Raw genomic sequence first — 14684 nt, forward strand, 5'->3', positions numbered from 1 at the left:
AAATGGAAAAAAGAACTGACTATTGTGGTAATATCACAGCAAAATTTATTAATCAGAGTGTAAATTTGTACGGCTGGGTACAACGTGTGCGAAATCTAGGTAATCTGGTGTTTATTGATTTACGCGATCGAGAAGGTCTTGTCCAAGTTGTAGTTAATCATGATTCAGGCCAAGAGTTAATGGCTATTGCAGATTCACTAGGAAATGAATATGTAATTCAGGTTAAAGGTAAAGTAGTTAAGCGTTCAAGTATTAATCCTGACATGAAAACGGGAGAAGTCGAAGTCGAGGCTAAAGAAATCAATGTGTTGAACAAAGCCAAGAATCCGCCGTTTGAAGTTAAAGATAATGTTGAAGTTGCCGAACAGACTCGGCTAAAGTATCGCTATTTGGATTTGCGTAGACCCAACTTGCAAAATGCTATCATTTTACGGTCAAAAATTTTACGAGCAACACATGAATTTTTTGATCAAAATGGTTTCATTGATATTGAAACACCAATTTTAGGAAAGTCTTCACCTGAAGGTGCTCGTGACTATTTGGTACCATCCAGGATTTATCCTGGCAGTTTTTACGCTCTGCCACAATCTCCCCAGCTTTTCAAGCAATTATTGATGGGAGCTGGCTTTGATAAATATTATCAATTGGCAAGATGCTTCCGCGATGAAGATTTGCGTGGTGACAGACAACCTGAATTCACTCAGATTGATATGGAAACTTCTTTTACCGATGAGCAGCAGGTACAAGACTACACTGAAGGCTTGCTCAAGAAAATCATGAAAGACGTAATGGGAATTGATCTGAAAACTCCAATTGATCGCATTTCCTGGACAGATTCAATGAACAATTACGGTACAGATAAGCCAGATACCCGTTTTGGCATGTTGATTCACGACTTAAGTCCAATCTTTAAGGATAGTGCTTTTAAAGTCTTCTCTGGTGCTATTGCCAATGGTGGCTTTGTTAAAGGGATTGCAGTTAAAGATGGTGCTCAAAAATACTCTCGCAAACAAATTGAGAAAAAGCAGGACTATATTAAGCGCTACCATGCAAAAGGTTTGGCTTGGGTCAAATTTGAAGATGGTGAGTTCTCTGGTCCAATTTCTCGATTCTTAACTGATGAAAATAAAGCTTCTTTAATCAATGAATTTAACTTGCAAGGCGGCGAATTAGTCGTATTTATTGCTGACAAATGGAAAGTTTGCTGCGACTCGCTTGACCATTTGCGTCGTGAATTCGCTAAAGAAACAAATATTATTCCAAAACATGTATTTAACTTTGTCTGGGTGGTTGACTGGCCATTATTTGAATATGATGAAGGATTTGGTAGATGGATTGCAGCACACCATCCATTCACTATGCCTGATGATGAAGGTATTAAATTACTAGATACTGAACCGCATAAAGCTCACGCTCGCAGCTATGATATAGTTATGAACGGTGATGAATTGGGTGGAGGTTCAATCCGTATTCACAAGCGTTCAATTCAGGAAAAAATGTTTAAGGCCCTCGGTTTTACCAAAAAACGAGCCTATGAACAATTTGGCTATCTTCTTGAAGCTTTGGATATGGGCTTCCCACCACATGCTGGACTTGCCATCGGGCTTGACCGTTTTGCAATGCTGCTTGCTGAAAAAGATAATATCCGTGATGTATTGGCATTCCCGAAAAATGCCAATGCTTCAGAACCAATGATGCATGCACCTGCTCCTGTATCTGAACAACAATTAACTGATTTGGGCATTGAGGTCGAAGATAAGTATCAAGACGATGTAGCTAAAATTGAAGCAAACTTGAAAGTACAAGCTGAAAAAGATGCTGCACAAAATACCAGTTGGGATTAAAGATAAAACAAATATCAAAATAGCATGAAGAATTATGCTCTTCATGCTATTTTGTTCACTTATTGTTAAAAAATTGACCTGAGTTAGGAGGAAATCATATGACTGATAAATTTCACCGGGCTTTTGGTTGCTATGGCATTATTGGTGATCAGCAAAATCTAGTTGTAATCAAAAAAGAGGATGGACCTTATATAAATCGCTATGACTTACCAGGAGGTAGTTTAGAAGACGGGGAATCATTAAAGCATGCAGTTAAGCGTGAAGTAAATGAAGAAACAGGCTTAATAGTTCAAGATTACAGGCAAATTGGTGTTACTTCGTTTAAATACCCTTGGGATTATGAACAATGGCATTTTAATCAACATATTTGCGTTTTTTATAGAATCAATAAGTTTAGTGGTAATTTGCAGACTGAAGCCAAGCAGTTCACAGGGCAAGATTCTTTAGGAGCAATCAGGATACCATTAGCAAAGATAAGTATTGGAAATTCTTCGCCTTTAGTAGTTAAAGCTAAACAATTTTTATTAAACCCAGACAATTTTGATTTAGCAGATCAAACTTTTGATAAGTGGATTGTACTTGATAAACCTGTTTTTTAAAGTAAAAAAAGCGGTTAAGGAAATCATTTCCTTAACCGCTTTTAACTAGTTTATTTTAAACTCTGTAAAAAATCTAAAGCCTTATCGTAATTGGGCTCGTTAGTTAATTCCTGAATAAGTTCTTGGTACAAAACTTTTTTATCTGCATCAACGATCCAAACGCTTCTGGAATCTAAGTTATTAGCTTCAATAAATAAGCCCATGTTTTTACCAAAATCAAAAGAATCATCAGACAAGAGTTTCATCTTTGAAACGCCTTCAGCTGCACACCAGTTTTTCTGCTCTTCTGGAGTATTGGTAGAAATAGTATAAAAATTGATACCGTTAAACTTATCAACTTCACCGTTAAACTTTTTAGTAGAAATACTGCAAACGCTAGTATTGATATTAGGCACCACACTGATTAAAGTAGGCTTGTCAACTAATTCTTCCATTGAAACAATAGAACCGTCTGCCTGCTTTACCTTGAAACTTGGTAATTCTTCTCCCACTTTTGGTGGTTCACCATTTGTTGACAGAGGTTCATTTTTCATTGTTACTTGCATAATCTTAACCCTTTCTCTTCTTAAAAATATAAACGACTACTCTTTAAATTTTAAACTACTGAGGTTGAAAACCCCAAGAAATTAGCTTTTTTAGTTATTATTAGTGTATTCAGAGATGCGCTTAATAGCCACTTTGAGCTTTTCTTCAGAAGATGCATATGAAAAGCGAACGTATCCATGACCTCCAGCACCAAAGAAACTGCCGGGGGTCACCCCAACTTTGGCTTTTTCAGCTAGATCTTTAGCAAAGGAGACATCGTCACAGCCAAATTTAGTTGGTATTTTAGCGAAAATATAAAAAGCTCCTTCTGGTGTAGCCATAGTATAGCCATTCTTCTTTAGACCATCTTCAAGAAGATGTAAACGCTTTTGGTACTTTTCTCTAGCATCAATATAGTCTTGTTCACCATGATCTAATGCCTCTGACGCCGCAATCTGAACATTATCAGTTACAGAAGAAATCAAAAATGAATGTATTTTTATCATTGATTTCATTAACTCGGCAGGCCCGGCGATATAACCAATTCTCCAGCCGGTCATTGCGACGCTTTTTGACAGCCCCGATAACAAAACAGTTCTTTCCGGAATAATCTGCGTCAGAGAGTAATGCTTTTTTTCACCATAAATTAATTCCGCATAGATTTCATCACTGACAGCAAATATATCGTATTTAGTGATAACGTCTGCAAGCTCTTGCAAGTTTTGTTCTGAGTATACTCGGCCTGTTGGGTTAGAAGGGTCAGTAATAATAACGGCTTTTGCTCCTTTGCCTTCATTTTCAAGCGTTTCAGTCAGCTTTTTGGCAGTTAAAAGAAAATTATCAGCAGAAGTATCAACTTGTACAGGTATACCACCAGCCATTTTTATAATACCAAAATAAACTTCCCAAACCGGAGTGGGAACAATGATTTTTTCTCCCGGGTTTAGCAAAGCCATGGCAGCAATGTTTAGTCCTTCTGAGACACCTACAATAGCACAAATTTCACTTTTAGGATCATAGCTTACACCCAGACTCTTTTTTAAATATTTGCTGACGGAATTTAAATATTTTTCTTTGCCAGCTTCTGGCGCATAATGGGAGTCATCTCTATTAATATCATTAATTGCCGCTCGTTTTATATGCTCAGGAGTATTTAAATCTGGCTCACCAATAGTTAATTTTATTATCCCAGGAATTTGAGAAATTTTTTGACTAAAAGATCTGATTTCAGAATTAGGCAAATTTCTAATTTTAGAATTTATTTTTGCAGATAAGTTTTTTGCTAAATGTGGCATAATAAGATCCTTCCTATTTTTCTTGAAACCATATTATAACCTAGCCTGACCATAAATAAAATTAAGAAAAAGTATTATTTTAGTGAGTTTATAGTTAGTGAATACTATTTATTTTTGTTATATTGAATATATCAAACTAAGGAGTGTGTGATTTATGGATCAAAATGAGAAAGATAAGAGACTAAAGCAGTTAACTCCCGATCAATATCAAGTGACTCAACAAGCTGCAACTGATTACCCATTCAAAGGGAAATACGATGATTTTTATCAAAAAGGAATTTATGTTGATATTGTATCAGGAGAGCCATTATTTTCGAGTGAAGACAAATATGATGCGGGATGCGGCTGGCCTAGTTTTACACGTCCGATTAAAAAATTAGTTTACCACCGTGATCAGTCCCATAATATGGAAAGAACTGAGGTCAAGAGTCCAGATGCAGATTCGCATTTAGGGCATGTATTTGATGATGGCCCGTCTGATAAAGGCGGACTTAGATATTGCATCAATTCTTCAGCTTTGGAGTTCATCCCTTATGAGCAATTAGAACAAAAAGGTTACGGAGAATATAAAAAACTCTTTAAATAATAAAAATTATGTAAAAAAGAACATGGCTATTATTAGTCATGTTCTTTTTGAGTAACTACTAAACTATTTCTTGTTCCTTGAAACTGCCGTAAACCCGCTCGACTTCGGTAACGCTCATGAAGGCATACGGATCGCTTTTTTTAACAATATGTAAAACATCATACATATCATAGCGGTCAATAACAGTGATCAATACTTTTTTCTCATTATGACTGTATGCCCCTTCAACATCATGAAAAATGGTAATACCACGGTGCATTTTTTCCTGAATGCCATCAATAATAGCATGAGGCTGTTCTGTAACGATGGTAACCTGCAGCTTCTGGTGCTGCGTATAGACGGCATCGATTACGCGTCCGTTAATAAAAATAGTTAAAGCTGAATATAATGCACGCGTCCAACCAAAAGCAAATCCAGCAGCAGCTATAATTATTAAATTAATTAAGATACTGATTTTACCGTAACTGGTTCCTGTTTTTCTCTGAATGACTATACCTATGATATCAAGTCCACCTGTTGATATACCGTTCTTAAGCGCAAAACCTGTACCCAGGCCATTGATCATACCACCAAAAATCGCACAGACAAGTGGATCAATGTGCATGTTAATCGGTTGTACTACTCGCATCATAATTGATCCAAGTATGACTGTAATGATTGTAAAAAACGTAAATTTATGTCCAATCTTTATCCAGGCAAGCAAAAGCAGAGGCAAGTTCAATACAAAATACAAAGCAGAAGTTGATAGAGTAACGGGTAAATACCGTTCGCTCATAGTATTGATTAACTGGGCAAAACCAGTTATTCCTGAAGAATACATGTGTCCTGGCGTCCAGAAGAAATTTAAAGCCACAGCTACGGCTAAAGAATAGAAAAATGAGGCAGAAATTTTAGAGAGTAGATTATACCGCCGATTAAATGCGTCAAGCTGATCCATTATTCAATATTTCCTTTTCGAAAAAATGCTAATTAAAAATAATAAATACTAGTTTCTATATAAAATATAAAAACTAGTATTTTTCTTAAGTATACTAACACATTTACGTGAAATTTAAAGAGGTTTTTAATCTAACTTGGTTTAATTTTGCCAATGCTTTTTAATAAATTCCTCTCTACCGCCTGATTCTTCAAGAGCGTAGCGTCTTGGATTTTTCTTGTAAAAATCTTGGTGATAATCTTCTGCAGGATAAAATGGCTTTGCTGGTTCAATTTTAGTAACTATTGGCTCATCAAATCTGCCACTATTTTGCAAAGCTGCTCTGGACTTTTCTGCTGCTTCTTTTTGCGCATCTGAATTATAAAAAATTACAGGACGATAGTTATCACCACGATCCTGAAATTGTCCTGATGCGTCAGTCGGATCAGTTACTTGCCAATAATAGTCAAGCAACTTGTCATAAGGCATAATTTTTGGATCATAAGTGATTTCAACAGCTTCAGTGTGTCCCGTTTCACCTGTACATACTTGTTCATAGGTCGGATCTGGCACATTTCCACCTGTATAACCCGAAATTACTTTTTTAATGCCAGGTAGAGAATCAAAAGGTTTTACCATACACCAAAAACAGCCGCCAGCAAATATTGCAGTATCCAAATTACCCATTTGCTCATTTTTACTCATTTATTTCACCTCTTTAATTTTTATTTAAACATAAATGCCTTAATTAGATGCCTTATTTGCTTTTATTTTTGAACTCCTAAGTGGTTCATGATAATTGCTGCAGTCTCTTCGATCGAGCGGTGAGCAACGTTTATTACAAAACAGCCAAGTTGATCATAGAGTTTTTGGGCTGAATCCAATTCTTTTTTTATCGCATCGATATTAGAATAGGAAGTATCGGGATTTAAACCATAGGAAATCATTCTTTCACGTCTGATTTCATTTAACACAGAAAGGTCATTTGTCAAACCAATAATTTTTTTAGGATCAATTTGATATATTTCTTTCGGGATATGGGTATCTGGAACTAATGGCAGATTTGCGACCTTGAGATTTTTATTAGCTAAAAACAATGATAAGGGAGTTTTCGATGTACGCGATACTCCTAAAAGGACAACGTCGGCTTCTAAAAAGCCCTTGGGATCTTTGCCATCGTCATACATAACCGCAAATTCCATGGCTGAAATGCGATCGAAATATTTTTGATTCATTTTATGCTGGGCACCAATTCTTTGTTGTGGCTTAAGACCAGTCAATTTTTGAATTGATTCAATTGCTGGTGATAAAATATCAACGCTTTGTATTTGATGTTCTCTAACAAAACGAATAACAGGAATCTGCATTTCATCTTTTACCAAGCTATAAATAAGCAGTAAATTTGGATATTGAACTATTTCTGCAAAAGTATCTTCTAATTTCTCCTTATTAATTATGAATGGATACCTCCTGTAATTAATCTGCGCATCAGGAAACTGGGCGGCTGCGGCAACAGCATTGTTAAAAGCAGTATCACCAGCAGAATCTGAAATTATTATTATGTTAACTTCTTTTTTGGGTGTTTCTTCAGCCATTATTTACTCCTTTTTTTCTTTAATTATACAATTTAACCAAAATCATTAACAGATTAAGTTTTTCCTGTGAAAAATTTGAAAAATATTGTTCGTTTGTATTGACCCACTGGTGATGTTTGATATAATTTAGTTAAATGTATGACGGTAACGTCAAGAAATGGAAGGAGGGATCACATATGGCCAAGACAGTCGTTCACGAAAACGAGTCTATTGATGATGCTCTTCGTCGTTTTAAACGTTCCGTTTCTAGAAGTGGTACTTTACAGGAATACCGCAAACGCGAGTTTTATGAAAAACCTAGTGTTCGTAGGAAACTGAAATCCGAAGCTGCTCGGAAACGCAGACATTATTAATCTAAAAACGACTTTTATCAAGCAGATAAAAGTCGTTTTTTATTAATCACAATTAAAGTTTAATGTTTTATTTAATTTAAACTAGTTTGTAAATTTGTTATAATTTAGCTAGATTTTATGAAGAAAGAGGGAATTCATTTGAGTTTATCTGAGCAAATAATGTCAGATATGAAAGAAGCGATGAAAGCTCGCGACAAGGTTAGACTGAACACTGTTCGTATGATCAAGTCTGCTTTAATGAATGAAAAAATTAAAGCAGGTCATGATTTGACCGCTGAAGAAGAATTGACGGTCCTTAGCCGAGAAAAAAAGCAGCGTGAAGAATCAATTGATGAATTTACCAAGGCTAATCGTAAAGACTTAGCTGATGAAACAAAACAGGAATTGGCAATTGTTGAAAGCTATCTGCCTAAACAAATGACTGAAGAAGAGCTCGATCAAGCCGTTTCATCGGCAATTGCAGAAGTTAATGCTCAAGGTAAATCGGATTTTGGTAAAGTAATGAAAGTTTTAATGCCTAAAATCAAAGGTAAAGCTGATGGTAAAGCAGCTTCTAATGCGGTGCGCAAACAGTTGAAATAGGCACAAGAAAAGGAGCAGAGTTATTTGGCCCAAACCAATTTTATTCCTAAAAATCCTGAGAACATCCAAAAATTAGTTGGTATTAATGATAAGAATTTAGGTCTATTATCAACTGGATATAATGCCAGTGTAGTTGATACTGGCAACAGTATAGCTATTCAAGGTGATGATAATGACATCAAAAAAGTTTTAGCTGTTCTGAAAGCTTTAGATAGCGTTGTTAGTGCCAATATTAATATTGGTCCTGCTGACGTTGTCAGCGCAATGAAAATGGCTGATAAGGGAACAACTGAATATTTTCCTGACCTATATAAAAAGATTTTAATTCGAGATGCTAAAGGCAAGCCGATTAGAGTCAAAAATATGGGACAGAAAAAATATGTCGAAGCCATAGAAAAAAATGATGTAGTATTTGGAATCGGGCCTGCTGGTACTGGTAAGACGTTTATCGCCGTGGTTTGTGCTGTTGCAGCTTTTAAAAAGGGTGAAGTTTCAAGGATTATTTTGACCAGACCTGCAGTTGAAGCTGGAGAGTCACTGGGATTTTTACCTGGTGATCTTAAAGAAAAAGTTGATCCTTACTTAAGGCCCATTTATGATTCTCTATATGCAATTTTAGGCACCAATACCACCGATCATTTAATGGAACGAGGAGTTATTGAAGTGGCTCCATTAGCATATATGCGTGGACGTACGTTAGATGATGCATTTGTTATTCTTGATGAAGCACAAAATACTACTGATGCGCAAATGAAAATGTTTTTAACCAGGCTTGGCTTTAATTCAAAAATGATCGTCAATGGTGACATGACACAAGTCGATCTTCCCGGTAAGCAACGGAGTGGACTGATAGATGCTGAACGTATTTTGAAGAAAATTGAACAAATTAAATTTATCTGGTTTTCAGCTAATGATGTTGTTCGTCATCCGGTTGTTGCTAAAATTATTAATGCCTACGAAAAGGAAGAAAAATAGATTTAATGGATTCAATAGACATTACTTTTAATGATGAAGTTGGTTTTCTGGACGATAAAAGACGTGATTGGCAAAAATGGATTCTGCAACTTCTCTTGCTTGCTAAAAATGAGATAAATAAAACAAACAACTTGGAAATGAGTATTAACTTTATTAATGAAAAACGCAGTAACGAAATTAATAAAAAATATCGCGGTCAAGATAGACCAACTGATGTAATCTCTTTTGCTATTGAAGATGGAGAAGATCAAATTGATTTTAGCACATTTGATGATCCTGAATTCATTGAAGATATTGGTGACTTATTTATGTGTCCCAGCGTTATTATGCGACACAGTAAGGAATACGGTACCGGTTGGGACCGCGAATTTGGTTATACTCTAGTCCATGGCTTTTTGCATCTTAGCGGATATGATCATATTGAACCCGGCGAAGCAAAAACCATGTTTAAAATACAAGGAAAGGTATTAGAAGAATATGGCTTGCCATTGTATCCCGATCAGTTAGATGAAGGCAGAGGTAAATAATGGTAGAAGAAAAGAAAAATAAGTCAGGTTTTGTTGCTTTGCTAGGAAGACCGAATGTTGGTAAGTCCACCCTTATGAATTATTTAGTGGGTCAAAAGGTAGCCATTACCTCTAGCAAACCGCAAACTACCCGTAATAAAATCTCTGGGATTTTAACAACTGATGATATGCAGGCGATTTTTATTGATACTCCCGGTATATTTAAGCCGCACCTAGATTTAGATGATTACATGGATAAAGCCAGCTTGTCTAGCTTGAACGATGTTGATCTTATTTTGTTTATGGTTGAACCAGAAAAAATGGGCAAGGGTGATGCTTATATAGCAGAGTTATTGCAAAAAGCGACTGTTCCAGTTTTACTTTTAATCAATAAGGTAGATACTGTTAATCCCAACGAACTTTTACCAATAATTGATCAATATCGTAAGCTCAACATTTTTAAGGAGTTTTTACCAGTCTCGGCAACCCAGGGAATTGGAATTAGTGATTTAATTCAGGTTTTACACCAGTATTTGCCTGAAGGACCCAAGTATTATGGCACAGATCAAATTACTGATCGACCAGAATATTTTATGGTTGCAGAATTAATTCGTGAACAGATTTTAAAGTTTACTTCTGAAGAAGTGCCACATGCTGCCGCAGTTTGGGTGGAACAAATGAATAAGCATGAAAACAATAAGTTGCAGATTGAAGCTACAATTTATGTTGAAAAAAATGGGCAAAAAGGCATTATTATTGGCAAAGGCGGTAAGATGCTCAAGCAAATTGGGATCAATTCCAGACGCCAAGTTGAGGATTTGCTAGGTGAAAAAGTTAATTTGCATCTTTGGGTAAAAGTCCAGCACAATTGGCGTTCTGACCCGCAATTTTTAAGAAAAATAGGTTATAATCCAAAGGATCTGGCCTAAATGGTTCGTGAGCTCAAGGAAGTTAATGGCATAGTTTTTAAAAGGCAAAAGTATCATGAGGCTGATTTACTGGCCAAAATAATGACAGAAAAAAATGGCATAATCACATTGCTTGCTCGTGGTGCACTAAAAGCAAAGTCTAAATTAGGAGCGTCACTACTTAATTTCTCTTATGGAACTTATGTCATTTATTCTTCTGGACATGGTTTGAGTACCTTGAGGACATACAAAAATGTAAAACAGTTTGATGGATTATATGACGATTTAATTAAAAATGCATATGCTTCTTTTGTTCTTGACTTGATAGATCACGCATTTATTGAATACCAAAATCTTGGTAAGTATTACAATTTGGCAAATTTTGCTTTGCAAAAGATTAACTCAGGAACTGATCCTGAAATGATAACTCAGATAGTACAAATGCAATTGCTAGCAGCTTATGGAGTAGAGCCAGAGCTGAGAAGCTGCGTGATCTGTGGAGAAAAGCAGGGAGAGTTTGACTATTCAATCAGAAAAGGCGGTATTTTGTGTAGTAAGCACTTTTATGCTGATCCAGCTCGTTTGCGTTTGAAACCAAAAGAAACAGCTGTTTTGAGAACTATCTTTTTACTTCCCTTTAACAGATTAGGTGATATTAAAATTAATTCTGCTACCAAAAAAGCTACGCGCAGAGCTATTGATCTTATTTATCAGGAAACCATTGATCTCAATCTCAAAACTAAAAAGTTTTTGGATGAGTTGAAATTAACTGACTAGGCTCTTCTGATTGAATACTTTTTATGATAAAATAATAATATGTATTAGCTATAATGAGGATAAAAAAGTACCAGTTAAGCGAGTGTTGAAGGTGAAAGAGCACCTGGGAAAAGGCACCTCTAGCTAAATTAATTAAGAGCAGGAACTATTTCCTGAATTAGGGTGGAACCGCGACTAAATCTCGTCCCTATGCATGTTTTGCATAGGCTTTTTTTATGGTCTTATGCAGGAAGGAAATATAAATGGCAAAGAAAAAATTAACTATTCAAGATATGATTTTTAAATTAGAAAAGTTTTGGTCCTCAAAGGGATGCATGGTAATGCCTTCTTATGATGTTGAAAAGGGTGCAGGAACTATGAGTCCTTATACTTTTTTGCGTGCTGTTGGTCCGGAGCCCTGGGCAGCTTGTTATGTAGAACCCTCAAGACGTCCGGCTGACGGCAGATATGGGGAAAATCCTAATCGTTTGTTTCAACACCATCAATTCCAAGTAGTAATTAAGCCGGCACCAGAAAATATTCAGCAGTATTATCTGGATAGTTTGAAGGAACTCGGTATAAATCCTTTGGAACATGATATTCGCTTTGTCGAAGACAATTGGGAAAATCCTTCAATGGGCTGCGCTGGTGTTGGTTGGGAAGTTTGGCTTGACGGCATGGAAGTAAGTCAATTCACATACTTTCAAACTGTCGGCGAGCTTGATGTTAAGCCAACAATGAGTGAAATAACTTATGGTGTTGAACGACTGGCTTCTTATATACAAGATGTTAATTCCGTTTTTGACCTCGAATGGGGAGATGGTGTTCTTTATCGCGACATATTTAAAGAAGCTGAGTATGAGAACTCTAAATATGCTTTTGAAGAATCAAACCAGGAAGATCTTTTAAAGTTTTTTGACACTTATGAAAGAACAGCTCAAGAATTAATTGGGTTGAATTTAGTACAACCGGCTTATGACTATATTTTGAAATGTTCCCATACATTTAATTTGCTTGATGCTCGAGGAGCCGTATCTGTTACTGAACGAGCAGGATATTTAGCTAGAATTAGGAAATTGGCTCATGAAGTAGCTGTATGTTTTGTAGAAGAGCGTGAAAAAAGAGGTTTTCCTTTGTTAAAAAATGCAGAAGATAAGAAGGCAGGACTAGAAAATGGCTAAAGATTATTTATTTGAAATTGGTACTGAAGAAATGCCGGCCCATGTCGTTGAAAGGAGTGTTAAGCAATTAGCTGAAAAAACCAGCAAATTTCTTAAAGAAAACGGACTTAAATTTAAAAGCATTAAAAAATTTTCAACACCTAGAAGATTGACTATTTTAGTAGAGGAACTTTCTGAAAAACAGGCCGATATTGATGAAATAAAAAAGGGTCCTGCCAAAAAAATTGCACTGGATCAGGATAAAAATTGGACTAGAGCTGCTCAAGGATTTGCTCGTGGTCAAGGAATGACTACTGATGATATTTATTTTGAGGAATTAAAAGGTACCGAATATGCTTATGTTCATGTTCAAAAAGAAGGTAAAAAAGCCACTGATATCCTTTTAGGTATGAGCGATATTGTCAAAGCTATGACCTTTCCAACCAAGATGCGGTGGGATTCTCATGATTTTGAATTTGTTCGCCCTATTCATTGGCTAGTCTCACTTTATGGTAATGAAGTAATACCAGTTAAAATTTTAGATATCACTGCTGGCCGAAAAACTGAAGGTCATCGCTTTTTAGGCGACAGTGTTGTACTAGCTAACTCTAGTGACTATGAAGATGCTTTAAAAGATCAGTTTGTAATTGTTGACTCAACCAAACGTCGCACAATGATAGTTGATCAAATGAACAAATTGGTTAAAAAGAATAATTGGCAAATTAAGCCAGATAAAAGTTTACTTGAAGAAGTTACAAATTTGGTTGAATATCCTACAGTTTTCACCGGCTCTTTTGACAAAAAGTATTTGGAAATGCCAAAAGAGGTTTTAATAACTTCCATGAAGGATAATCAACGTTACTTTGAAGTTTATGATCAAGATGATAAATTAATCAATCATTTCATAGCTATACGTAATGGTAACAAAGACTATTTGGATAATGTTGTTTCAGGTAATGAAAAAGTGCTAGTAGCACGTCTTGATGACGCGCAATTCTTTTATGATGAAGACCGTAAATATCCTCTTAGTCATTTTGCACAAAAACTGGATAATGTTTCATTTCACGATAAAATTGGATCAATGTCCGAAAAGATGAAACGCGTTCGGATCATAGGTGACTTCCTGGCTAACAAATGGCAACTAAATGATCAAGTGGTCAAAGATTTTGACCGTGCCAGTCAGCTTTACAAATTTGATTTAGTTACCCAAATGGTGGGTGAATTTGCTGAACTTCAAGGAGTAATGGGCAGGCACTATGCCAAATTAGCTGGAGAAAACGATGATGTTGCTGCTGCCATTGAAGAGCATTACATGCCAACTACCTCTGAAGGAGAATTACCTAAAACAACGGTAGGTTCATTATTATCTGTTGCTGATAAATTAGATACTATTATTACTTTCTTCGCTGCTGGTATGATTCCTAGTTCTTCAAATGATCCATACGCACTTCGTCGCTATGCTTACGGCATTGTCCGAATTTTATTAAATCAAAAATGGTCATTACCATTTAACGAATTTCTACCAGAGATTGTTTCAGCTCTTGAAAACAAGACCCCTGCTAAACTACCTAAAAAAGCTGAGCAGGAGGAGGAAATTTCATCCTTTATTCGTGATCGTATTAAGCAGTACCTACAAAGAAACAACTATAAGTATGACATCATAGATGCAGTTTTGGCTTCAAGTCAACAGGACCCAATTCAAATTTTGGCTGCAGCAAAAGTTTTGCAATTACACCATGATGATGATAAATTCAAACCAGTTGTTGAAAGCTTAATCAGAATAAACAATATTTTGCAAAAAGCTAAATATAAGGGCCAAAATGAAGTAAAAAGGGAATTGTTTGAAAACGATACTGAAACTAAACTTGTTGATGGAGTTAGCAGTTTGAGCAAGGTTAATGATCTTTCAGAACTTTATGATGGCTTTGTAAAACTACAGCCTGTTATTGATGTTTACTTTGAGACAAATATGATTATGGATAAGAATGAAGCTATTAAAAATAACCGTTTAGCACAGCTTAATGGGATAGCACAACTTGCAAAGCGGCTCGGTGATCTAAGCAAATTAGTTATTAAATAAAAGT

Annotated in this window: 16 protein-coding genes; 11 read left to right on the forward strand and 5 right to left on the reverse strand. The window is 35.9% G+C overall.

The genetic code is table 11. From position 1 onward, the window contains the following. The first annotated feature begins 2 nt into the window (after window positions 1–2). Window positions 3–1844 carry an aspartate--tRNA ligase gene (gene aspS, locus LDM92_RS01320; RefSeq protein WP_223901703.1) on the forward strand — a complete coding sequence of 614 codons (1842 nt, stop codon included), beginning with the start codon at window positions 3–5 and terminating at the stop codon, window positions 1842–1844. Between the two features lie 98 nt (window positions 1845–1942). Continuing rightward, entirely contained in the window at window positions 1943–2443 is a 501-nt protein-coding gene (locus LDM92_RS01325; RefSeq protein WP_223901704.1) for an NUDIX hydrolase, read from the forward strand. 50 nt (window positions 2444–2493) lie between these two features. Here the strand turns inward: LDM92_RS01325 and tpx are convergent, their stop codons facing one another. Next, on the reverse strand, window positions 2494–2988 hold the full coding sequence (gene tpx, locus LDM92_RS01330; protein WP_223901705.1) for a thiol peroxidase: 495 nt from the start codon (window positions 2986–2988) through the stop codon (window positions 2494–2496). 90 nt (window positions 2989–3078) lie between these two features. Continuing rightward, a complete protein-coding gene (locus LDM92_RS01335) occupies window positions 3079–4263 on the reverse strand; it encodes a pyridoxal phosphate-dependent aminotransferase (protein ID WP_223901706.1) in 1185 nt (394 codons plus the stop codon). Window positions 4264–4417: 154 nt separating this feature from the next. On the opposite strand from LDM92_RS01335, the gene msrB reads away from it, so the two are divergent. After that, window positions 4418–4849, forward strand: a complete 432-nt coding sequence (gene msrB, locus LDM92_RS01340) for a peptide-methionine (R)-S-oxide reductase MsrB (protein WP_223901707.1) — start codon at window positions 4418–4420, stop codon at window positions 4847–4849. 58 nt (window positions 4850–4907) lie between these two features. Here the strand turns inward: msrB and LDM92_RS01345 are convergent, their stop codons facing one another. The 3 genes from LDM92_RS01345 to LDM92_RS01355 all read right to left on the reverse strand — a co-directional run bounded on the left by LDM92_RS01345 (window position 4908) and on the right by LDM92_RS01355 (window position 7360). Further along, the gene (locus LDM92_RS01345) at window positions 4908–5786 is read right to left on the reverse strand and encodes a YitT family protein (protein WP_109586320.1); all 879 of its coding nucleotides are present in this window, start codon (window positions 5784–5786) and stop codon (window positions 4908–4910) included. Between the two features lie 141 nt (window positions 5787–5927). Continuing rightward, the gene (msrA, locus tag LDM92_RS01350; protein WP_223901708.1) at window positions 5928–6470 is read right to left on the reverse strand and encodes a peptide-methionine (S)-S-oxide reductase MsrA; all 543 of its coding nucleotides are present in this window, start codon (window positions 6468–6470) and stop codon (window positions 5928–5930) included. A 62-nt stretch (window positions 6471–6532) separates the two neighbouring features. Continuing rightward, complete coding sequence (locus tag LDM92_RS01355) at window positions 6533–7360, reverse strand: pyruvate, water dikinase regulatory protein (RefSeq protein WP_223901709.1); 828 nt, start codon at window positions 7358–7360, stop codon at window positions 6533–6535. Between the two features lie 176 nt (window positions 7361–7536). Between LDM92_RS01355 and rpsU the strand changes: the two genes are divergently transcribed. From rpsU to glyS, 8 genes are all read left to right on the forward strand, one after another. Further along, complete coding sequence (gene rpsU, locus LDM92_RS01360) at window positions 7537–7713, forward strand: 30S ribosomal protein S21 (RefSeq protein WP_009560161.1); 177 nt, start codon at window positions 7537–7539, stop codon at window positions 7711–7713. 138 nt (window positions 7714–7851) lie between these two features. Next, window positions 7852–8295 carry a GatB/YqeY domain-containing protein gene (locus tag LDM92_RS01365; RefSeq protein ID WP_198211878.1) on the forward strand — a complete coding sequence of 148 codons (444 nt, stop codon included), beginning with the start codon at window positions 7852–7854 and terminating at the stop codon, window positions 8293–8295. A gap of 24 nt (window positions 8296–8319) precedes the next feature. Beyond that, window positions 8320–9270: a PhoH family protein gene (locus LDM92_RS01370; protein ID WP_223901710.1), complete on the forward strand. Its 951-nt coding sequence runs from the start codon at window positions 8320–8322 to the stop codon at window positions 9268–9270. Window positions 9271–9275: 5 nt separating this feature from the next. Then, the gene (gene ybeY, locus LDM92_RS01375) at window positions 9276–9797 is read left to right on the forward strand and encodes an rRNA maturation RNase YbeY (protein WP_223901711.1); all 522 of its coding nucleotides are present in this window, start codon (window positions 9276–9278) and stop codon (window positions 9795–9797) included. Further along, the gene (gene era, locus LDM92_RS01380) at window positions 9797–10705 is read left to right on the forward strand and encodes a GTPase Era (RefSeq protein ID WP_223901712.1); all 909 of its coding nucleotides are present in this window, start codon (window positions 9797–9799) and stop codon (window positions 10703–10705) included. Before ybeY ends, era begins: the two co-directional genes overlap by 1 nt. Continuing rightward, complete coding sequence (recO, locus tag LDM92_RS01385; protein ID WP_223901713.1) at window positions 10706–11461, forward strand: DNA repair protein RecO; 756 nt, start codon at window positions 10706–10708, stop codon at window positions 11459–11461. A 242-nt stretch (window positions 11462–11703) separates the two neighbouring features. Beyond that, window positions 11704–12621, forward strand: coding sequence for a glycine--tRNA ligase subunit alpha (glyQ, locus tag LDM92_RS01390; RefSeq protein WP_223901714.1), 918 nt, complete (start codon window positions 11704–11706; stop codon window positions 12619–12621). Continuing rightward, window positions 12614–14680, forward strand: a complete 2067-nt coding sequence (glyS, locus tag LDM92_RS01395) for a glycine--tRNA ligase subunit beta (RefSeq protein ID WP_223901715.1) — start codon at window positions 12614–12616, stop codon at window positions 14678–14680. The genes glyQ and glyS overlap by 8 nt, the downstream gene beginning before the upstream one ends. Window positions 14681–14684: the final 4 nt, after the last annotated feature.

Source organism: Lactobacillus laiwuensis, assembly GCF_019972835.1.
In the GTDB taxonomy this organism is placed as follows: Bacteria; Bacillota; Bacilli; order Lactobacillales; family Lactobacillaceae; genus Lactobacillus; species Lactobacillus laiwuensis.